The 22825-nt window shown below is 69.1% G+C and carries 9 protein-coding genes; all 9 read left to right on the top strand.

The window, feature by feature from the left end; translation table 11 throughout:
* The first annotated feature begins 15 nt into the window (after positions 1-15).
* The 9 genes from gspD (at position 16) to BLQ28_RS13040 (ending at position 22785) form a co-directional block, all read left to right on the top strand.
* Positions 16-2637: a type II secretion system secretin GspD gene (gene gspD / locus BLQ28_RS13005; RefSeq protein WP_218121929.1), complete on the top strand. Its 2622-nt coding sequence runs from the start codon at positions 16-18 to the stop codon at positions 2635-2637.
* Entirely contained in the window at positions 2634-4079 is a 1446-nt protein-coding gene (gene gspE / locus BLQ28_RS13010) for a type II secretion system ATPase GspE (protein WP_093239741.1), read from the top strand. The genes gspD and gspE overlap by 4 nt, the downstream gene beginning before the upstream one ends.
* Positions 4080-4093: 14 nt before the next feature.
* Positions 4094-5299: a type II secretion system inner membrane protein GspF gene (gene gspF / locus BLQ28_RS13015; RefSeq protein WP_093239743.1), complete on the top strand. Its 1206-nt coding sequence runs from the start codon at positions 4094-4096 to the stop codon at positions 5297-5299.
* Between the two features lie 212 nt (positions 5300-5511).
* A complete protein-coding gene (locus BLQ28_RS13020) occupies positions 5512-6798 on the top strand; it encodes a substrate-binding domain-containing protein (protein ID WP_093239744.1) in 1287 nt (428 codons plus the stop codon).
* A 384-nt stretch (positions 6799-7182) separates the two neighbouring features.
* Positions 7183-7836, top strand: coding sequence for an STN domain-containing protein (locus BLQ28_RS32960; RefSeq protein ID WP_176801098.1), 654 nt, complete (start codon positions 7183-7185; stop codon positions 7834-7836).
* Complete coding sequence (locus tag BLQ28_RS32965) at positions 7833-8381, top strand: RNA polymerase sigma factor (RefSeq protein ID WP_176801099.1); 549 nt, start codon at positions 7833-7835, stop codon at positions 8379-8381. The genes BLQ28_RS32960 and BLQ28_RS32965 overlap by 4 nt, the downstream gene beginning before the upstream one ends.
* Before the next feature lie 8 nt (positions 8382-8389).
* Entirely contained in the window at positions 8390-9373 is a 984-nt protein-coding gene (locus BLQ28_RS13030) for a FecR family protein (RefSeq protein WP_093241598.1), read from the top strand.
* A gap of 72 nt (positions 9374-9445) precedes the next feature.
* A complete protein-coding gene (locus BLQ28_RS13035; RefSeq protein WP_093239748.1) occupies positions 9446-9796 on the top strand; it encodes a FecR/PupR family sigma factor regulator in 351 nt (116 codons plus the stop codon).
* 77 nt (positions 9797-9873) lie between these two features.
* Positions 9874-22785 carry a filamentous hemagglutinin family protein gene (locus tag BLQ28_RS13040; protein WP_176801100.1) on the top strand — a complete coding sequence of 4304 codons (12912 nt, stop codon included), beginning with the start codon at positions 9874-9876 and terminating at the stop codon, positions 22783-22785.
* Positions 22786-22825: the final 40 nt, after the last annotated feature.

A 22825-nucleotide genomic window follows, 5' to 3' on the forward strand; every position in this document is an offset into this window, starting at 1 on the left:
ATGAAAGGCGCAGCGATGCGCCGATGGACCGTGGCCTGTTGCATCGGGCTGGCCGCCTTGCCGCCGTGTGCGATGGGCGCGACCGGCGCGACAGCCGGCGCACCCGCGGCCGTGGAGCGCGCGCCCGCGCCGCAGCCCGCCCGCAGCGGCAGGGACGACAAGGTGGTGCTGAACTTCGTCGATGCGGACATCACCTCCGTGGTCTCGGCGCTGGCCAGATTCCTGGGCCGCAACTTCCTGTTCGACCCGCGCGTGAAGGGGCAGATCACGCTGGTCTCCGAAGGCGAGGTGCCTGCGGCCACGGCCTACAGCATGCTGGCGTCGGCATTGCGCATGCGTGGCTTTGCGATCGTCGATGTGGGCGAGGTCAGCCGCGTCGTGCCCGTGGCCGACGCCAAGATGCAGGGCGGCTCGGTCAACACGCGCAACCCCGGCGGCGGCTTGGCAACGCGCACCTTCCGGCTGAACTACGAGAACGCCGAGGCCATGGTGCCGGTGCTCAAGCCGCTGATCGCGGCCGAGAACACCATCACCGCTTACCAGGCCAACAACACGCTGGTGGTGACCGACTACATCGACAACCTCGAACGGCTGGCCCGCATCATCGAGAGCATCGACACGCCGACCTCGCTGGACTCGGAAGTCATCAAGCTGAAGAACGGCGTGGCGGTGGACATCGCCGGGCTCGCCACCGAACTGCTGGAAGGCAGCGGCGACAAAGGCAAGCGCGACATCGTGGTGCTGGCCGACCCGCGCTCCAACAGCATCGTGATCCGCTCCAGCAGCCCGGGGCGAACCTCGCTGGCCCGCGAGCTGGTCGCCAAGCTCGAGAATGCGCAGAGCGATCCGGGCAACCTGCACGTGGTTTACCTGCGCAACGCGCAGGCAGTGAACCTGTCGGGCGTGCTGCGCGGGCTGCTCACGGGCGAGTCGCCAGCAGACCCGGCCACCACCGGCGGCGGCTCGGTGCGTGCGGCGCTGGGCGCGGGCGGCATGCTCAGCGGGGCAGGGGGCGCGAACGGCGCGGGCAATGGCGCGGCGGGCAGCAGTTCTTCGAACCGGAGCACGAGTGGCACGGGCAGCACGACCGGCAGCGGTGGCAGCAGCAGCTCGACGAGCGGTGGCCTGCGCGGCATCGGGGGCGCGGGTGGCACAGGCGGCCAGTCCGGCACTGCGAGCGGCGGCAGCGGCTCCACCGCCTTCTCGGCCGGCGGCGTCACGGTGCAGGCCGATGCCACCACCAACACGCTCATCATCGCGGCACCCGAGCCGATGTACCGCAGCCTGCGCCGGGTGATCGACACGCTCGACCAGCGGCGCGCGCAGGTGCTGGTCGAAAGCCTGATCGTCGAGGTGACCGAGACCGACGTCTCCGAGCTGGGCATCCAGTGGATGGCCGGCGGGGGCAACGGCCGCGTGATCGGCGGTGCGAACTTCGGCGGTGCCACGCTCAACCCGAATGCGCGCAACACCATCGAGGCCATGCCGCGCGGCCTGAACATCGGCGTGGTCGACGGCACCGTCAAATTGCCGGGCGTGGGCGAGATCCTCAACCTCAAGCTGCTGGCGCGCGCGCTGCAGACCAAGGGCGGCGCCAACATCCTGTCGACGCCCAACATCCTCACGCTGGACAACGAGGCCGCCTCGATCATGGTCGGCAAGACCGTGCCCTTCGTGAGCGGTCAGTACATCACCAACGGCAACAGCAGCACCAATCCCTTCCAGACCATCCAGCGCGAGGACATCGGCCTGAAGCTGAACATCCGCCCGCAGATTTCCGAGGGCGGCACGGTCAAGCTCGACATCTACCAGGAGGTGTCGAGCATCGACGACCAGGCATCGAGCGCGGCCAGCGGCATCGTCACGAACAAGCGGGCGCTCGACACCAGCATCCTGGTCGACGACGGCCAGATCATGGTGCTCGGCGGGCTCATGGAAGACAACGTCACCAACGGCACCGACGCCGTGCCGGGCCTGGGCTCGCTGCCGGTGGTGGGCAACCTGTTTCGCTACGACAAGCGCCAGCGCGTCAAGACCAACCTGATGGTCTTTCTGCGGCCCTACGTGATTCGCGATGCCGACGCGAGCCGCAGCCTCACGCTCGACCGCTACAACTTCATGCGCGCGCGGCAGGGGCGCTCGCGGCCGATGCCTCATGGGGTGCTGCCCGATCTCGGCGGGCCTGCATTGCCCCCTTCGGACGTGCCCACCGTGGGCCGCGCGCCCGAGGTCGACCTGCGTCCGCAGAACTGGGAGCGCACGCGCGAGCAGACACCGCCGCCCACCGCGTCGGCCACCGAGCTGCGCCGGTCGCCCGAGGTGCAGGCCCCGCTGCCGGTCACGCGCTCGCAGTTACCCAGGGGCGTGACGGTGGACTCGGACCCCACCGCGCTCTACGGCAGCGCCAACGACAAGCTCGCCGTGGTGCAGATCGCCGACGTGAAGACCGAATCGGATGCGGTGCTTGTCGTCAAGCGGGTGCGCATCAGCGGCATTGGGGCCTACATCGTGAGCGGGCCGGGCGGCGAGGGCAACATGGTGCGCGCAGACGTTCCACGCGATCCGCAGTCGGTGGACAACGCCATCGCCGTGCTGCGCGAGCTCGGCTACCGGCCAGAGATGGTGGTGACGCCATGAGCGCCGTGCCGCAAGCCGCCGTGCTGCCCCACGCATGGGCGCGCAGCCAGCGCCTCATCGTGCGGCATGACGAGGGCGCCGCGCCGTCGCTCGTGGTCTGCGAACGCACGCCGGGCTGGGCCATTGTCGAGGCCCGCCTGATGCTGGGCGAACTGCCGCTGCAACAGGTCAGCCCGCAGGAGATGGACGCGCTGCTCGGCAACAGCTATGCCGATGCCGACGACGCCGCATCGGTGGTCGGCGCGGTCGAGCAGCAGGTCGATCTCGACCGCCTGATGCAGGACATTCCCGCCGTCACTGACCTGCTCGATGCGCAGGACGATGCACCCGTCATCCGCATGATCAACGCGCTGCTGGCCCAGGCCGCGCGCGATGGCGCCAGCGACGTGCACCTCGAGTCGTTCGAGACGCACTCGGTGGTGCGCTACCGCGTCGACGGCACGCTGCGCGATGTGGTGGCGCCGCGCAAGGCGCTGCATGCGGCATTGATATCGCGCATCAAGATCATGTCGCAGCTCGACATCGCAGAAAAACGTTTGCCGCAAGACGGGCGCATCACCCTGCGCGTCGGCGGCCGCCCGATCGACGTGCGCGTGTCGACGGTGCCCACAGCACACGGCGAGCGCGCCGTGCTGCGCCTGCTCGAAAAAGATGCAGGCCGCCTGCGGCTCGAACGCCTGGGCATGGCGCCCGACACGCTGGCCGAACTCACGCGGCTGGTGCGCCAGCCGCACGGCATCGTGCTCGTGACCGGCCCCACCGGCAGCGGCAAGACCACCACGCTGTACGCGGCGCTGGGCCAGCTCGACCTGAGCACCAGCAACATCCTCACCGTCGAAGACCCCGTCGAATACGACCTGCCGGGCATCGGCCAGATTCCCGTGCACAGCAAGATCGGCATGACCTTCGGCGCGGCCTTGCGCGCCGCGCTGCGGCAAGACCCCGACAACATCATGATCGGCGAGATCCGCGACTTGGAGACCGCGCAGATCGCAGTGCAGTCGTCGCTCACCGGCCACGGCGTGCTGGCCTCGCTGCACACCAACGACGCCGTCTCCGCCGTCACCCGCATGACCGACATGGGCATCGAGCCTTTTCTGCTGTCGTCCTCGCTGCTCGGCGTGCTCGCACAGCGGCTGGTGCGTTGCCTGTGCCCCGCATGCAAGGTGCAGCAGACGAAGCCCGATGGCAGCGTCGCGTACGTGCCGGTGGGTTGCCCGGCATGCGGCCATTCGGGTTTCAAGGGGCGTACCGGCATCCACGAACTGTTCGTGGTGCACGAAGACATCCGGCGCCTGATCCACGAGGGCGGCGACGAACAAGCCATGCGCGCCGCGGCGGTGCGGCACGGCATGCGCTCCATGCGTGAAGACGGGCAACGCTGGGTGCGCGAGGGCATCACCACCGCCGAGGAGATCCTGCGCGTGACGCGCGACGCCTGAGGAGGCTGCACGACATGGCACGTTTCGAGTTCGAGGCCGCCACCGCCGGCGGCGAGATCCAGCGCGGCACCACCGAAGGCGAGTCCGCGCGCTCGGTGCGCGCCCAGTTGCGCGAGCGCGGTCTCACGCCGCTCGACATTCGAGAGAAGGCCGCAAGCGGTGGGGCGCTCGCGTGGCTCAGCCCCAAGCTCGGCGCGGCCGATCTGTGTTGGGCCACGCGCGAACTGGCAAGCCTGCTGGGCGCGCGCCTGCCGCTCGAAGCCGCATTGGTCGCGACCATCGAACAGGCCGAGCGCAAGCACGTCGCCGAGTCGTTGAGCGCGGTGTGCGACGGCGTGCGCGCCGGCATGCGCCTGGCCGATGCACTGGGCGAGCGGCCACGCGACTTTCCGCAGATCTATCGCGCGCTGGTGAGCGCCGGCGAAGACTCCGGCGATCTCGCGCGCGTGATGGAACGGCTGGCCGACTACCTGGAAAACCGCGACAACCTGCGCGGCAAGGTGCTCACGGCCTTCATCTATCCGGCCATCGTCGGCTTCGTGTCGCTGTGCATCGTCGTGTTCCTGCTCGGGTATGTGGTGCCGCAGGTCATCGGTGCCTTTGCGCAGGCGCGGCAGGAGCTGCCGACCATCACCCGCGTCATGCTGGCTGCAAGCGCCTTCGTGCGCGAATGGGGCTGGCTCACGGCGGGGCTGATCGTGGGCGCGTGGGCGCTGGCGCGCGCGTCGCTGCGCGATGCGGGGCGGCGATTGCGGTGGCATGGCTTGATCTTGCGCATGCCGGTGGTGGGGCGCTATGCACTGGGCGTGGACACCGCGCGCTTCGCGTCCACGCTGTCGATCCTCATGGATGCCGGCGTGCCGCTGCTGCGTGCGCTCGAGGCCGCGCGGCAGACACTGGTGAACGAATGGATCAAGCGCTGCGTGCTCGAAGCCACCGGCCGTGTGAAAGAGGGCACGCCGCTCGCTACGGCACTGAAAGCGCAAAAGATTTTTCCGTCGAACCTCGTGCATCTGGTGGCCAGCGGCGAGAAGACGGGTGCGCTCGCGGCCATGTTCGAGCGTGCCGCGCTGAACCTCTCCCGTGACCTGGAGCGCCGCGCGATGCGCCTGACCACTTTGCTGGAGCCCGTGATGATCCTTGCGATGGGCGGCGTGGTCATGTTGATCGTGCTCGCCGTGCTCATGCCGATCATGGAAATCAACCAGATGGTGCATTGAATTCTCGGGAGCATCGCGCGAAAAAAGCGCGATGAATTCGGGAACTTTCAACGCGGTGTTCCCGAGCTTTTTTCGGGCTGCTGTCACCTCCCAAAAGCAAGATCAAAGGCGTCGCCAGAGGGGCGACACAGGAAGCGAAAGGGCAGGCGAAACACACAAACAACGCCTGTCCTTGGCAGCTCATTTCTTTTGGTCCATTCAAAGGAGTTTCCATGAATGCAAAGTTCAAGACGGTCGCCCTGTCGGCCGTGATGATGGCGGGTTTGATGGCTGCGGGTGCAGCTTCGGCGCAGATCTCCGTCGGCGGCGGCGCCACGCTGCCCCAGCCCCTGTATGAAGACCTTCTGCCCAGCGGCGTCGGCCAAACCAACTACAGCTACACCGGCACGGGCAGCGGCGCCGGCAAGAAGGCCTTCCTGAACAACAACCCGCAAGCCACGGCCGGCAGCGAGTTCCGCGACGAAAGCCAGGCTTCCCGTCCGCTCTGGCCGACCACGCAAACGGTGCACTTCGCCGGCAGCGATTCGGCGCTCACCGCAGCCGAACGCGACAGCTACAACAACGACAACTTCCTCGGAACGTCGTCGGCTCCGAAGACCCGCCTGCAAGGCTGGGGCCCCCTGATCCAGCTGCCCGCCGTCGGCGCCGCCGTGCTGGTGCCCTACAAGAGCTCCACCGTCAGTGCCGTCACCAACCTGGACCTGTCGGATGCCAAGGTTTGCGCCATCTTCTCCAAGACGCCGGGCGGCCGGACCTGGGGTGAAGTGCTCGGCACGACCGACACCACGCCGGTTCAAGTGGTCTATCGCAACGAAACCAGCGGCACCACGGAACTGCTGAGCCGCTACCTTGTCGCCGCATGCTCGGGCACCAACTTCATCGTCTCCAACGACTTCCGCAAGGTTGTCGCTGGCGCGATCCCGGCTGGAACCCCGCAACCCCGCAAGGCCACCGACCCCGCAGATCCGGCAACCGATGCGATCTGGACTTTTGTCGACGGCAACGGCGGCATGTCGAGCTCGTTCGGCACGGCCGGCCGCATCGGCTACCTGAGCCCGGACCCGGCCTACAACCCGAGCAACAACACGGTCGTTGCGAAGGTCAATGGCTTCCTGCCGGTCGCCGATTCGATCAAGGTCGCACTCGGCGCCCAGGTGCTGCCGATCAACGGCGCTTCCACCGACCCGCTGGCCTGGGTCCCGGCCTACATCAAGCCGCCGGTCACCGGCACTGGCGCCGCCTACCCGATCTTCGGCACGACCAACCTGCTGGTCAACCAGTGCTATGCCAACTCCGGCGCACTGACCAAGGTCAAGTCCTTCCTGGCCCGCCTGTACGTTCCGAGCGCCAAGATCCGCCAGCACGGCTTCGTCGAACTGCCTGACGGCACGAACGGCACCGACAACTGGAAGTCGAAGATCAACACGACCTTCCTGACGACCTCCAGCTCGCAAGGCATCGGCAACACCAACGTCTGCAACGGCATCGGCCGTCCCTGATCGTTGATTGATCGCGCCCGTGCAGCCGCCGCGATGCGGTGGCTGCCGGCTGCGGTTCTGCCCCGAGGCAACGGGCTGCGCGAAAGCGTGGCCCGGGCCCCGGGGCTTTGTTCCGTGCGCGCCATCGACCACCGCGGCCAATGACAACGACTGCATACGTTTTAGCAATGTCATGTGAACGTCACCACCGAGGACTAACGTTGTCTGGGTTCGCTGACGTGGCCTGTGCGTCGGGCGGCGGCCTCGGCAGTTCAGGAGCATGTGCACCCATCCGGTATGACAGCGAATTCGGCACCGGTTGGTGTTCTGGCACTGGCCTGGTGTCTGGTCGGTACCGCGTTAGGGGCTGCCGCGAGCAACGCGCACGCGCAGCAACCAGCACCGATGGCTTCGACGGCACCCGCTGCGCGCATCGAGTTCGACATCGCGGCGCAGCGTCTGGGCGATGCCATCGCTGTCTACAGCATGGTCACGGGGCTGGACGTATTGATCGACGGGGAGCATGCACAGCGGCTTTCGAGCACGGTGCGCGGAACGATGACCGCGCCGGAAGGACTCGAGGCAATGCTGGCAGGAACGGGATTGGAGGCGCGCCGCGCGAGCGCGACGTCGGTGGTGATCCGGGCGTCGCGGTTTCCGGGCATGAAGGCCTTGCCGCTGCTGCCCGAGCCCGCGGGCATGGAGGCATCGGGATTCAACGAGGGGGAAGTCTTGCATCAGTCTTATGCCGCCCAGGTCCAGCAGGCCTTGCGCAGCACCTTGTGTGCCTCGACGCAGACGCGTCCGGGCAGTTACCGCCTGGCGCTGCAGCTGCATCTGGATGCGCGCGGCACGGTGGATCGCTTTCGCCTGCTGAGCACGACCGGCGTGTCCGATCGCGATGCGGCCGTGCAGCTGAAAGTGCGCGGCATGTCCGTCGGCAGCCCGCCGCCGCCTTCGCTGCCGCAGCCGCTGGTCGTCCTGCTGCTGCCGGAGGGGCCGGGCGCGCAGTCCGACTGCGAAGCGTCCGTGTCCGGCGCGGATGGGCGCGTGCCATGAGCGAAAGCACTTCGTCCTCGCTGCGCGCGCGCATGGTCGCGCGCTATGTCGAGCTGCGCGGCAAGCTCGAGCGCATTGTGGGTTCGCGCGACGATGCGGCCGATGCCATGCAAGAGACGTGGCTTCGGCTCGCCGCCATGGGCGACACGGGCTCGGTGAACAACGCCGACGCCTACCTTCTGCGCATGGCCGCGAACATCGCCACCGATCACTACCGCCACGACAACGTGCTGTTGGTGCGCGGCGAGATCGCCGAGCTGGTGCATGTGGTGGACGAGGCCGGCGACCCCGAGCGCATCGCCAGCGCGCGCAGCGACGTGCAGGCGCTGAGCCTCGTGCTGGGCCGCATGCCCGCGCGGCGCCGTGCCATCCTGGTGGCGGCGCGCGTCGAGGGCCAGCTCAACGACGAGATCGCGCAGCGGCTCGACGTGTCCGTGAGCACGGTCGAGAAAGAGCTTCGCGCGGCACTGGAGTATTGCAAGAAGCATTTGCCGGATGTGGAGGCCGCCCAGCGCGGGCACTTTGCCGGGCCGAGAAAATACTGATGATTGCCATGTCCTCCTACGAACCTGAACCCGGAGCGCTGCGTCGCCAGGCCGAAGCCTGGTGGGTGCGCCTGCATTCGGGCCAGGCCACGCGCGCCGATGCCGACGCATTCCGGCAATGGGCCACGCACAGCACCGCGCATGCGCAGGCATGGCGCGAGGTGATGCGCATCTGGTCGGCACTCGATCCGCTGCTGGCCGAAGAGGCCGCGCGCCAGGCGTCGCGAACACGCGCCTTCTCGTGGGCCGGTGTTTCGCGGGCCCTGCATTCGCCGGGGCGCCGCGCATTCCTCGGTGGCGCGGTCGCGGCCTCGGTGGCGGCGGGCGTGCTGGCGGTCGAGCCGCCGCTGGGGTTGTGGCCCTCGGTCACCGACATGGCGGCCGACTACCGCACCGCCACCGGCGAGCAACGCGAGGTCGCCTTGGGCGAGCGCGCCAGCGTGCGCATGAACACCCAGACGCTGGTCAACCGCATCGGCGGCGCGAACGCACACGGCATCGAGCTGGTGAGCGGCGAAGCCGAGGTCGTGACCACGGGCGCCGCCGAGTTCTTCGTCGAAACGGGTGGCGGGCGCCTGCAGGCACGCGCGGCGCGTTTCAACATCCGCCATACAGGCCCGCAGGTCTGCGTGACCTGCCTCGATGGCCGCGTGCTGGTCTCGGTGGGCGGCGAGCAGCGCTCGCTGGAGGCAGGGCGGCAGGTGACCTACGACGCGACGGGCCTGCGCGAAGTGGTGCGCGCGGATGTGGCCAGCGTGAGCACCTGGCGCACCGGGACCTTGTCCTTCGACCGCATGCCGCTGTCGGAGGTGGTCGCCGAAATCAACCGCTATCGCCCCGGTAAGGTCTTCCTGCGCAACGACGAACTGGGCCGCACGCTGGTGCGGATGCAGGTGTCGCTGCGCAGCATCGACAACGCGCCGCTGATGATTCGCGAGCTGTATGGCGCACGCATGCGCAGCCTGCCGGGCGGCATCGTCGTGCTGAGCTGACGCGCGCGTGCAGTGCCGCGGATTTCCCGAAATTAATTTACGGGTTGCCCCGCGCAGGCTCGTCATGCAGGTATGGAAGCAAAGCCTCATGACGACCGGCCACGCGACGCGCGCAGCGACGACAGCTGCCTGAGCGAAGCGCTGGACTGGCTCGTGCGGCTGAACCGCTTTCGCGCCGGCGAGGCGGAGTTCGTGGCGCTCGAAGCCTGGTGCGCGCGCAGCACGGCGCATGCCCAGGCCTGGCGCGAAGCGATGGCGCTGTGGCTGCTGCTGCCCGTCGCCTGCGAACAGCCAAGGCATGCCCGCCGCCCCCGAATTCCGGCTGGCGCGTGCGACATCCGCATCTCCAGTCGCAGCGCGGATTCCTTCGCTGCGTCCGACAACCTGTCTCCGAACCTTCGTCCCAGGCAATCATGGTCTTGAATCCGCACACCTCCCGTTCGCGCCGGTCCGCCGCAGGTTCCAGCGAAATCGTTGCCGGTGATCTCCGCCTGACACCGATGGCGCGCTCGATGGCCGTGGCACTTGCGGCCATCGGTGCGCTGGGTGCGGCGCATGCGGGCCAGGCCTTCAGCCCCGCGTGGTTCGCGGACAAGGGGGCGGCGCAGGCAGGTGCGGTGCAGACCGGCCGGCTGCCCAACGGCATGCCGGCAGCGAGCCTTGCGGGGCCGACACAGCAGCAACAGCAGGCCAATGCGCAGTTGCAGCGTTCGATCAGCAACCTGAACCTCGCAGCGCAGGCCATTGCCGCGCAGCAGGCGGCGCAGGCCGCTGCGCGCGATGCGGCGCTGAAGGATCCGTCGTCGGTGCCCAACGGCCTGGCCGATGGCGGCCTGAAGGTCGACACCAACAGCCTCACGGCCGGCTGGCAGAACGCCAACGCGCCCGTGCAGACGCAGCAGGCCGATGGCCGCACGAACGTGGCGATCCAGCAGACCGGCGACAGGGCCATCCTGAACTGGGAGACCTTCAACGTCGGGCGCAACACCACGGTCGATTTCAAGCAGCAGGCCGACTGGGCGCTGCTCAATCGCGTGAACGACCCGCAGGCGCGGCCATCGCAGATTCAGGGCCAGATCAAGGCCGACGGCACGGTGCTCATCGCCAACCGCAACGGCGTGGTGTTCAGCGGCAGCAGTCAGGTCGACACGCGCAATCTGGTGGCGGCCGCGGCGAAGATCAGCGACGACCAGTTCAAATCACGCGGCATCCACAGCGCGCAGACGAAGGACAGCTACGCGCCGAGCTTCACCGACGCGGGCGGCGCGGTGACGGTCGAGGCAGGCGCGCGGATCACGACCGCCACGCCGGGCTCGGTGAAGCAGGGCGGCGGCTACGTGCTGTTGATGGGGCAGGAGGTGAGCAACGCGGGCACGATCACGACGCCGCGCGGGCAGGTGCAACTGGCGGCGGGCGATTTCTTCATCGTGCGCCCCGGCCAGAGCACGGCGGCCAATCAAGGCTCCACCACGCGTGGCAACGAGGTGGCGCCGCAGTTCAACGCCGACAGCACGGCGGGCCGCGTGGCCAACACCGGGCTGCTGCAGGCGCCCGAAGGCGACATCACGCTGGCCGGCCGCCGAGTGGTGCAGGACGGCGTGGCGCTCGCCACCACCACCGTGGACACGCGCGGCACGATCCACCTGCTGAATTCGGCCAGCGACAAGCTGGGCATCGTCACCGTCACACAGAAGGCGTTGAACGCTGTGCTGATCGACGACAGGAACGGCCGTACGGCGCTGGACAGCCAGCGCGACGCATTGACGGCGACCACGCGCGCCGATGCAAAGGGGGTCTTCGACAACCTCTCGCTGCTGGACGACCGCCGCGACCAGTCGCGCATCGAGATCGTCTCGGGCGGCAGCGTGCTGTTCGAAGGCGGCTCCACCACGCTGGCCACCGGCGGCCAGATCGCGGTCAGCGCGGGCGGCAAGGCCACTGGGCGCAGCACCGTGGCCGACGGCGCGCGGCTCGATGTCTCGGGCGCGGTGGGCGTGCAGGTGGCCATGTCCTCCAACAACGTGAAGGTCAACATCCAGGGCAACGAACAGCGCGACGCACCGCTGAACCGCGACACCTCGATGCTGAACAACGCCAACGTGTGGATCGACCGGCGCAAGCTGGTGCGGGTGGCCGCGGGCACGGGCGGCTACGACAAGGAGCGCTGGTACACCCCGGGCGGCCTGCTCGAGGTCGGCGGCTACCTGGGCCTGCAGGGCCACGGCATCGGCGAGTGGGCCGCGCAGGGCGGCACCGTGACCTTCTCGGGCGGCGAGTTGGTGACGCAGGCCGGCTCGAACATCAACCTCTCGGGCGGCACGCTCGACGTGCAGACCGGCGCGATCCGCCAGAGCTGGCTCAAGGGTTCGGACGGAAGGCTCTACGAGGTGTCGAACGCGCCGGCCAACATCTCGTACACGGGCCTCTACAAGGGCTTCGAGGACGAGCACAAGCGCTGGGGCGACAAGACCACGGACTATTTCTACAACCCGCTGATCGGGCCGCAGCAGCGCATGGAGAACGGCTACACGGTGGGCCGCGACGCAGGCCGGCTGGTGGTGGCCACGGGCGCGGCCGTGCTCGAAGGCGACATCACCGCCAAGGCCTACCAGGGACCGCGCCAGACCGAGAAGGCCGACGCGGCGCTCGACGGTTATGCCCAATCGCACAACGCGGCGGCGCACGCAGCGCAACTGATCCTGGGCAGCTACACGACCGGCTACAACGCCGATGCGAAGCTGGGTCCGGTCGGCAAGTACAGCACGCTGCTGCCCACGCTCGACCGCATCGTGTTCGACCATGCGCAACCGGACCTCGGCAACGGCCTGGCACAAGGCAGCGCGTTGCCGCAGGAGCGCAAGGACGCGCTGTACATCGACAGCGAACGCCTGAACGGCTTCGGCCTGGGCGCGATCGTCGCGGTGGCCAACAAGAGCGTGACGGTGGGGAGCGCGCTCTCGGTCGAGCCGGGCGGCAACATCGAGCTTCATGCGACGCAGGTCGCGGTCAACGCCGACCTGAAGGCGCGCGGCGGGTCGATCGTGCTGGGCAACGTGCTCAGCAGCATGACGGGCACTGGCATCGTGGACGGACCCATGCCCGCCGCGGACAAGACACCGGTCGAGGTGACCGTGGCCAAGGGCGTGACGCTGGATGCGCGCGGCCTGTGGAGCAACCTGCAGCTCGATCCGGCCAACGGGCGCGGCATGCCGTACCTGGACGGCGGCAGCGTGAACATCCGCAGCTCGGGCGCGGTGACGCTCGTGGCCGGCGCGACGGTCGACGTGTCCTCGGGCGGTGCCGTGCTGGCGAACGGCAAGACACGGGGAGGGCGCGGAGGCGACGTGACGCTGTGGGCCGATGTGCAGTCCGCGGGTGCGCCGGCCTATGGCCTGCTGACCGTCGATGGCGACATCCGCGGGTATGGCGTCAACGGCGGCGGCACATTGCGCATGGCCTCGGGCACGGGCATCGTGGTTGGTGGCAAGGTGCGCGGCACCGGCGGGCTTCTGGGTGCGGGCGATGCCGCACCGCTGGACATGGTGCTGCTGCAGGACTACCAGGTCCGCGCCGGCGACCTGCTGCCGGTGGACTACCGCTACGAACGCACGCGCGCCCGGCCTGGCGAGGCCGTAGGGACGGTGCCGGTCTTTGCCAACAGCCCGGGCAACACGGTCACCCTGGCGGCCGACTGGACGTTGCCCAGCGCATCCGCAGGCAACGCCGCCTTCTACGCTGTGCAAGCCATCGTCAATGGCGTGCCGCAGACCTTCAGCGGTGGCAGGGACGGCGACGGTACGCCCAAGGTGACCTTGCCGGCCGGCTCGGTGCTCATCGGCATCTCCGACAACGGCGTGTTCCCGGCCGGCTATGTCTTGCCGGCGAATGTCTTTCCGGATGGATTCGCCATCCGGCCGCAAACCGTGACGGTGGCTGCTGGCAAGGCGGCGCCGGTCGACTTCACGCTCAAGAGCGGCACGAAGGTCGCCGCGGGTTCGGTCTTCAAACAGGACATGGCCACCCTGGCCAACACCGCCATCGATGCGGCCGTCTACCAGTCGGGCTTTGCCCGCTACGACCTCAACGGCCATCTGGGCACCGTGGTCGCCGACAACACCCGGCTCGATGTTGCGATGCCGGTCTACCGATTTGCCGATACCGCGAACACGGTCGCCACCGGCAGCGAACCGGCCACCGCGCTCGTGCGCTGGACGCCCCCTGTGTGGACCGAAGACCCGGTGCGCGGCGTGCTCACCCAGCGCGGTGGTGCCAGCGTGGTGCTGCAGTCGACGATCGGTACAGGCATCGCGACTGCGGCCAGTGGTCCGATCGACCTTCGGCCGGGCACGGCGATCACCGTGGACCCCGGCCAGTCGATCACATTGCTGGGCCGCGATGTCACGGTCAACGGCACGCTCCGTGCCCCAGGTGGCGCGATCACCATCGACCGGCCCCGAGGCACGGCGCCCGGTACGCCCGGCCTGGTCTGGATCGGCGAGGGCGCGGTGCTCGACGTCGCGGCGCGTGCAGCCACCGCGCGGGACAACTTCGGCCGTGTGTACGGCCAGGTCGCCGATGGCGGCACCATCAGCATCGGTGGCACGCTCGATTGGGAGAAGACCAGCGAGGCCGATGCGGCCGACGTGTTCACCGTGATCCGGCCCGGCGCGCTGCTCGATGCCTCGGGAACCAGCGCCGTGCTCGACCCGGTGGGCAACGCGCCGGGCCGTGCCCCGGCGCCCGTGACGGTTGCCAGCAACGGCGGCACCATCGTGCTCAAGTCCAACCACGGCCTGTACCTGGATGGAACGCTGCGGGCAGCGGCCGGTGGCCCTGGCGCGGCGGGCGGAACGCTGGCGCTGGCGCTGGCCTCGCCGATCTACGACGTCGCGACGGCGAGCGGCAGCATCCTGCGGCACCGCGAATTGGTGGTGGCGCAAACGCAAGGCGACAGCGCCTTGGCCAGCGCAGGAGGCCTGTCGGACGCGAAGAATCGGCTGGTCACGGGCACGGCGCGCATCGGCGTGGACCGCATCGGGGCCGGTGGCTTCGGCAATCTTTCGATGCTTGTCGACGGGCCTCTCAGCTTCGATGGCGATGTCGCGCTTGCCATGAACCAGAGCCTGCGCCTGTATGCGGGCACCTATGCCCATGGCGAGAACGCAGCGGCCGCCTCGAAGGTGTCGCTGTCCGCGCCCTATGTGCGCCTGGCCGGCACGACGCGCAGGGCAACCCAGGACGGCACGACCATGACGAGGGCCCATTGGGCCAACGGGCCCTCCCAGCAGCCGCGGGGCGGCTCGTTCTCGGTGCTGGCCGATCTGATCGACCTTCGTGACGATGTCGGCTTTGGCACGCACGCGGATGTCAACCTGCGCCCCTCGGGCTACACCGTCGACCGACGCGGGTTCGACGCCGTCGATCTGACCAGCCGTGGCGACTTCCGCGTGCTGGGTGGCGTCAGCACCGGGTTGAAGACAACGGGAAATCTCCTGCTGACAGCGGCACAGATCTACCCGAGCACTGGCGGTGGGGGCTCCATCGTCGCCGGTTACATGGCTTCGGGCACGGGCTATGCCCCCGGCAGCGTTCTTTCCATCCGTCGCTATGGCGAAGGCGATGTGGCCATGCCGTACTCGGCTTTTGGCCGCCTGAGCCTTGGCGCCGAGACCATCGAACAGGGCGGCATCGTGCGGGCCCCGCTGGGGCAACTGACCCTGGGTTCGCAGGCAGACGAGCAGACCGCATTGACGCAGCGCGTGACCCTGCTGCCGGGCAGCATCACCTCGGTGAGCGGGGCGGGCTTGCTCATGCCCTATGGGGGCACGGTCGACGGCCTGAGCTACCAGTACAACGGCCAGCCGGTGGTGCTGAGCGGTGTCGGCGATCTGTCGCAGGGCATCCAGGTGAAGGCCCGGCATCTGGACGCACAGGCCGGCGCCGTGCTCGACCTGTCGGGCGGCGGCACGCTGACCGGTGCCGGCTTCGTCAGCGGACGCGGCGGTTCGGTCAACGTGCTCACCACGGCCCTGGCCAATGCCAACCCCGTCAACACCTACAGCCGTGCCGGAAACGCCGTCTATGCCATCGTGCCCGGCAGCGCGGCGCGCTATGCGCCGGTGGCCCCTGAAGCGGGCTTCGGTACGCCGGGCATCGGGCAGCAGATTACCGTGCCAGCGGGCGTGCCGGGCCTGCCCGCCGGCACCTACACGCTGATGCCTTCCAGCTACGCGCTTCTGCCGGGGGCCTTCCGGGTGGAAATCGGCGCCGCCGACCGTGTCGGCCTGTCGGGCGTCACCAGCACCGGCAATGGCTCCTACGTCGCCGGCGGCTACCTGGGCGTGGCCGATACCCCGATCCGCGACGCATTGCCCAACCAGGTCGTCATCACCCCGGCCGACAAGGTGCGCAGCTACTCGGCCTACACCGAGACCGACTACAACGCCTTCGTGCTGGCCGACGCGGCACGGCGCGGCTTTCTGCGCGCGATGCAAACCTCGGATGCCCGCACGCTGGACATCTTCCTGTCCAGGCCCGCCAAAGAGGATGGCGACCGGACCGGGCTGAAGTTCGACGGCGATCTGCGCCTGGGTGCGCAGGCCGGCAGCAAGGGCTTCGGCGGGACGGTGAGCGTGCGCAATGTCGGCGAGGTCCTGGCGACAGGGCAGGCAGCGGACGAAACCCTGGCAGGCGCATCGGTCTACGACGGCGCGCTGAACAAGCTCAACGCACCCCGGCTGCTGCTCAACGGCACCATGGGCAGCACCTACGGGCAGCGTGGCGGGCTGGTCCAGATCGCAGGCGCGGGCAGCCTGGTCGTGCGCAGCGGCGCGAGCCTGTCCGCCGCCGAAATCATCCTGGCCGCCGCGCCTTCGATCACCGATGGCCGCATCACCATCGAGGAAGGTGCCTCGCTCAGCACGATCGGCAAGGGCGCGCCGAGCTACGGTTCGAGCGACGGCTACGTGTTCACCGGCAACGGCGTGCTGGCCCTGTCCAACGGCTGGTTCAACCTTTTGCTGGCGCAACCTTCCCCGGGGCAGCAACCCGGGACGACGGTCGCCATCGACATCGGCAGTTGCGTGAGCGCGGTCTGCAACGGCACGACCCGGCTGGTGTCGGAGGGCACGCTGGCCGTGGCCACCGACGGTGCGCTGACCTTGTCCAGAAACGTCTCGTACGGCACACGCAATCTTCTGCTGGCGCTCGCCGCGGTGAACCTGGGCGAAGACGCGAGCATCGCCGCCGCCAGCGCCAACGGACAGCTGCCGCGCGGCCTCGTGCTGAACCAGGCGAAGCTCGACCAACTGCTGGCCGGCAATACGGCCACGGGTGCGCCGGCGCTGGAGACGCTGACGCTCAATGCGCGCGATGCCGTCAACATGTACGGCTCGGTGAAGCTCGACGCATCGAGCCTGCGCCGGCTGGTGCTCGGCACGCCCGCCATCTACGGCTATGGCGCGGCGGGCGACGTGGCCGCGATCCGTGCCGGCGAATTCGTCTGGACCGGCACCGACAGCCAGCCGGGCGCGGCCATTGCCGGGCTCCTGGGCGCCGGCCGGCTCGACATTTCGGCCCGTTCGATCGTGCTGGGCCACGGCCCTTACGCGCAAGTCAGCGGCACCACGACAGACGCGCGCATGGCGCTGGGCTTTGCCGACGTGAAGCTGGCGGCCACCGAGCGCGTGACCTCCGACGGCAACAGCACGCTGTCGGTGTATCGCCGGCAGGGTGCGTACACGCCGGGCACGGGCTACGCCTACGAAGGCGGCAACCTGGCCATCGTGTCGCCGCTGCTGACGGGGCAGGCGGGCTCGAAGACCCGCATCACCGCAGGCGGCGCCATCGTCGTCTCCGCGCCTGAAGGCGCTGGCGCGGGCGCTTCGAACGATGCGCTGGGCGGAACACTGGAACTGAGGGGGAAGAGCATCGGCCTGGAGGGCAGCGTCGTGCTGCCCTCCGGCAGGCTGGTGCTGTCGGCGACCGACGACATCGTGTTGGGCGCAGCCTCGCGCGTCGACCTGTCGGGGCGCAAGGTGTCGCTGTTCGATGTCGACAAGTACAGCTGGGGCGGCGACTTCGTGCTGTCCAGCGCCGCCGGCAACATCACGCAGGCTGCGGGCTCGAGCATCGACGTGTCGGCCCGTTTCAACCGTGGCGGCACGGTCGAGGCCACCGCACTGGGCGCGGGCGCCGGGCGCGTCGATCTGGCCGGAGCGATCCGCGGCAGCAGCAGCGGCACCTACGACGCAGGCGGCACGGTCGTGCCCTATGACGCGGCCGAGCTGAGCGTGCGGGCGCAGACCCTCGGCGATTTCGCGGGCCTGAACAGCCGGCTGAACGAGGGCGGCGTATTCGGCGCCCGCCGCTTCCAGATCAAGCAGGGCGACCTGGCCGTGGGCGACGGCGTCAAGGCCCGCGAGGTGGCGATCACGCTGGACGGTGGCAGCCTCCGCGTGGACGGCCGCATCGATGCGAGCGGCTACCAGGTGGGCACGATCCGGCTGGCGGCCAAGGGCGACCTGCGTGTCAACGGCACGCTGGATGCGCACGGCACCGGCCTGCGCGTGGACAGCTACGGCAAGATCATCGACAGCCCGAACCGGGCCATCGTCGACCTCACCAGCAGCGCGGGCACGCTGACGCTGGGCAGCGGTGTGCGCATCGACCTGCGTGCCGGCACCGAGGTACCCACGGGTACGGGCGCCGGCCAGAACGACGGCCGCGCACGCGGCACGCTCGACCTCAATGCGCCGCGTGTCGGCACCAACGACGTGGCGGTCGCGGTCAATGGCGCGCCCGTCATCCAGGGGGCGAAGACCGTGGCGGTCAACGCCTTCCGGCGCTATGACGACGCGCCGCTGGCCAGCCTGCCCGACGTGTCGGGCTACCGGCCGCAGCTCATCACGCAGGGCTACCTGGACCGCATCGATGGCGACAGCCAGTCCTTCATCAACGCGGCGATTGGCAATGTCGCACTGGGCAGCCGGCTGTCGGGCCTGGGCAGCTACCACCTGCGCCCCGGCGTGGAGATCGTCAGCGACAGCGTGCTCAACCCGCACGGCGATCTCACGGTGTTGGGCGACCTGGACTTCTCGGGCTATCGCTATGGCCCCGATGCCAACCGCAGCGATCCGGCGCGGCGCGGTTTCGGCGAGCCGGGACGGTTGGCGATCCGCGCGGCCGGCAACCTCAACATCCACGGCAGCATCAACGACGGTTTCGCGCCACCCGCAGCGACGCCTGACGACAGTGGCTGGGTGTTGGCGGAGGCGCGCTACGTGGGTGCCAATGGCAGTTCCACATTCGGCGGCGACGTCGTGGTGCCGATCGACGGCGTGACGCTCGATACCGGTACGCGCTTTCCGGTCGGATCGACCCTCAACTACAGCGTGGCCGTGGCCGCGATGACCTTGCCCGCCGGCACCGTGTTGCCGGTGGACGCGGTGCTGACCGGCAAGCTGGGCTTGCCGGCGGGAACGGTGGTCGCCGCGAATATCTACAACGCCGACGGCTCGCTGGCCTACGCCGCCGGTGCGGTGCTGCCGGCTGCCGTGACGCTTGGCGCCGGCATGCGGCTCGGAGCCGGAACGGCACTGCGCGCACCGGCGGCCGTGGCGGCGCTGACCTGGCCCAAGGGCGTGGCGCTGCCGGTGGATATGACAGCTACCGGCGTGGTCAAGCTCGCGCGGGGCTCATTGATTCCGTCGGGCACCTGGATCGAGCTTCCCAACAACCAGCCGATCAACCTGCGCCCGGAGACGAATGGCGTGCAGGGACGCAACTGGGCGGTCGCGCCGATGCTCGGCGCGGGCGCCACCTCGTGGGACATGCAATTGGTGGCGGGCGCCGACTTGGGCTCCGCCGACCGGCGCGCGCTCAATCCGGCGTCGTCGGGTGCAATCAAGCTGGGCGATACACATGCCGTCAAGGGGTACGCCACGTCGACGGTTCCTGGTGGAACCCAGGTTTGGACCGACGACAACTTTTTCGGCGGCGAGCCAGGAAAACCCGTACCGCCAGACCAACTCGACGCTTGCAGCATTGCAGAGCAGTGCCGCCTCGAACCCGACTACGTCTGGGCCGTGGGAAACCCCGCAGGGCATGCCGCCGGAACACCGGTGCAGGAGGCCGATCGCGCCCTGTGCAAGGCCAACCCATCTTTCTGCCAGGTGGTCGCCGACAAGACCATCGTGACGGGAAGCTACCCGGTCTCGCCGGCCTTCAGTGTCGTTCGCACCGGAACGGGCGATCTGGACCTGGTTGCCGCCGGCGATATCCGGATGGACTCGCTCTACGGCGTCTACACCGCAGGGGCCGCCACGGCCGTGGGTGCCGCTTTCGACCGCCCGCGCGGCACGGCCGCCGACGGAACATTGCTCGGCACACAGCCCGTGGACTACGGCGCCGCGCTCGCTGGCTACCACGCCTGGTATCCCGACCAGGGCGGCAATGTGCTGGTCGCTGCGGGCGGCAACCTGGTGGGCGACCTGACCGGCGCCGCGACGAGCAGCGTGGTGCCGGGCAACTGGCTCTGGCGGCAGGGCTCCGGTACGGCGGCGATCGGTACTCCGGTCCCGACCGCCTGGTGGATCAACTTCGGCACCTACACCCCGACCACCAGCGCCGCGAGCGACCGAAAAGCGCCCGACCTGACCGGCTTCACCGGCATCGGTACGCTGGGGGGCGGCGACGTGCGCGTCCGCGTGGGCGGGGATGCCGGGACGATGGGCACGCGCGGCAGCCTTGCGGTAGGCGGTGTCGACCGCAGCGATGGCCTGATGGTCGCAGTGGGCGGCACGGGCCGGGTCGGCGCCGATGGCGGCCTGACCTTGACGGGCGGCGGCGACATCGACATGCGCATTGCCGGCGCCCTCAACCCGCATCGCGAGCTCGGCACGGTGGCGGAAAAAAATCCGCTGGCCGGTGCCATCGCCAACCTGCGCGGCACCACGCAGGTCAGCGCCGCCTCGATCGGTAGTGTGGGCCTGCAGTACCTGTCGAGCAGCTTTGCGTTCAACGACCCGACCGATGCACGCGGCATCGATCCCTTCACGGCAGCCTACGGAAATGCCCGGGCCGGCATCAATCTCGTACCGGGTGACACGGCGATCTATCTGCAGGCACGCGGTGACCTGGTGCTCGGTGGGGCGTCCGACCCGGGGCGTGGCAACACACCGAACAGTTCCGCCTTTTCCGCCGGCGGCGGCAGCTACGGTGGGGGCGGCCAGGGGTGGTTCAGTCTCTGGACCCCTCACAGCGCGATCAACCTGGTGTCGGCCGGCGGCCAGCTTGCGCCCATCACGACGACGGGGGACGTCAGCCCTGCGGTCACGTCGAAGGACGGATGGATCGTCTATCCCTCGATCTTCCGCGCCGCCGCGCTGACGGGGAGCCTCTACTACGGTTACGCGGCATTGCCGCAGACCGTGGGCATCCCCGAGAAGATCGCCTATGGCCTGACCCTTGCACCATCGACATCGGGCGAGCTGGAAATGCTCGCGGGCGGATCGATCTACGCGGGGCAGTATTCGGTCGGCATGTCCGGCTCGGGCACGCCGGTGCCGACGCCGTTCAATCCCGCGTTCGTCGGCCAGGCCTACGGGGCTGGCGACATCCTTGTTGGCAATGTTTCCAGGGACGGAACGGCGCTGTCGAACAACGGCATCACGACGACGTTCAATGGCCCCACGCTTTTCGCCTTCGGTCCGAACACGGCGGCGGTGCGCCTGGATCGTCCGGCCGATGCATCGCCCATCCGCTTCTACGCCGCGGGTGGCGACATCGTCGGCCTGAAGACCGGCGAGACAGTGGACAGAGGACCTGGCGTGGATGCCTGGTACAACGCCGCCGGACCGGTCTGGATCAAGGCGAACCGGGACATCGTCAGTGCCGGCAACGCACCGGGCACCTCCACCGGAGGTCCGAGGGAGATCAATGCGGCCAAGCTCCACGGCAACCTCATCGTCCACAACAGCCCCACCGACGTCTCCATCGTCTCCGCCGGCCGCGACATCCTCTATGCCAACTTCGACGTCGCGGGCCCCGGCACGCTCGAAGTCTCGGCGGGCCGCAACCTGCTGCAGGAAGACCGGGGCGGCATCACGTCCATCGGGCCGGTTGTGGCGGGCGACACGCGGCCGGGCGCGTCGATCGCGCTGATGGCGGGCGTGGGCGCATCAGGCCTCGACATGTCGGCGATCCGTGCGCGCTACCTCGATCCGTCGAAGCTCGCGGCGGCCGGCACGCCGCTGGCCCAGCAACCGGGCAAGGCGGCAAAGACCTACGAGGTCGAACTCGCCGCGTGGCTGAAGGCGCGCTACGGCTTCAGCGGCAGCACTGCGCAGGCCCTGTCGTACTTCTACGGCCTCGCACCGGAGCAGCAGCGCATCTTCCTGCGGCAGGTGTACTACGCCGAGCTGCGCGAAGGCGGCCGCGAATACAACGGCAAGACCGGCAGCCGCACGGGCTCGTACCTGCGCGGCCGCGAGATGATCGCCACGCTGTTCCCCGACAACGATGCGGCCGGCAACCCGGTTGCGCGCAGCGGCGACATCACGATGTTCGGCGGCTCGGGCGTGCGCACCAATTTCGGTGGTGACATCGAGATGCTGGCGCCGGGCGGCAAGATCATTCTCGGCGTGCAGGGCGCGGTGCCGCCGGCCACGTCGGGCGTGATGACGCAAGGGCAGGGCGACATCCGCCTGTTCAGCGAAGGCAGTCTGCTGCTGGGCCTGTCGCGCATCATGACGACCTTCGGCGGCAGCATCCTGGCGTGGTCCGAGAAGGGCGACATCAACGCCGGCCGCGGCTCCAAGACGACGGTGCTGTTCACGCCGCCGAAGGTGGTCTACGACAACGTGGGCAACGTCGGGATCTCGCCGCAGGTGCCGAGCTCGGGCGCGGGCATCGCGACGCTGGCGCCCATCGCCGAAGTGCCGCCGGGCGACGTCGACCTGATCGCGCCGCTGGGCACCATCGATGCGGGCGAGGCCGGCATCCGGGTGTCGGGCAACGTCAACGTGGCGGCGCTGCAGGTGGTCAACGCGGCCAACATCCAGGTGAAGGGCGAGTCGTCGGGCCTGCCGGTGATCGCGTCGGTGAACATCGGCGCGCTGACCAACGCCAGCGCGGCCGCGTCGCAGGCCAGCATGGCGGCGCAAGACGCGATGCAGCGCGAACGCGCCGCCGCGCGGCAGGCACTGCCTTCGGTCTTCACGGTGCGGGTGCTCGGCTTCGGCAACGAACCCGCACCCGACAACAACAGCAACAGCGAGGCACCTGCCGGCAAGGCCGGCACGCCGGTCGCCTACAACCCGCGCAGCGTGATCCGCGTGCTCGGGGGCGGCAGCCTGCCGCCGTCGGCGAGCCGGCAACTGACGGACGAGGAGCGCGCCAACCTGCAACGCTGACACGTGCCCGGCGTCCCCGTCGACGGGCGCACCTGTTCCT

Source organism: Variovorax sp. EL159 (assembly GCF_900100965.1).
GTDB lineage: Bacteria > Pseudomonadota > Gammaproteobacteria > Burkholderiales > Burkholderiaceae_C > Variovorax.

Excerpts from the sequence above, each read along its gene's own strand:
- BLQ28_RS32965 (WP_176801099.1), top strand. The coding sequence starts at position 7,833 with ATGAGCGAAAGCACTTCGTCCTCGCTGCGCGCGCGCATGGTCGCGCGC.
- BLQ28_RS32960 (WP_176801098.1), top strand. The coding sequence starts at position 7,183 with ATGGCTTCGACGGCACCCGCTGCGCGCATCGAGTTCGACATCGCGGCG.
- gspF (WP_093239743.1), top strand. The coding sequence starts at position 4,094 with ATGGCACGTTTCGAGTTCGAGGCCGCCACCGCCGGCGGCGAGATCCAG.
- BLQ28_RS13020 (WP_093239744.1), top strand. The coding sequence starts at position 5,512 with ATGAATGCAAAGTTCAAGACGGTCGCCCTGTCGGCCGTGATGATGGCG.
- BLQ28_RS13035 (WP_093239748.1), top strand. The coding sequence starts at position 9,446 with ATGGAAGCAAAGCCTCATGACGACCGGCCACGCGACGCGCGCAGCGAC.
- BLQ28_RS13040 (WP_176801100.1), top strand. The coding sequence starts at position 9,874 with ATGGCGCGCTCGATGGCCGTGGCACTTGCGGCCATCGGTGCGCTGGGT.
- gspE (WP_093239741.1), top strand. The coding sequence starts at position 2,634 with ATGAGCGCCGTGCCGCAAGCCGCCGTGCTGCCCCACGCATGGGCGCGC.
- BLQ28_RS13030 (WP_093241598.1), top strand. The coding sequence starts at position 8,390 with ATGTCCTCCTACGAACCTGAACCCGGAGCGCTGCGTCGCCAGGCCGAA.
- gspD (WP_218121929.1), top strand. The coding sequence starts at position 16 with ATGCGCCGATGGACCGTGGCCTGTTGCATCGGGCTGGCCGCCTTGCCG.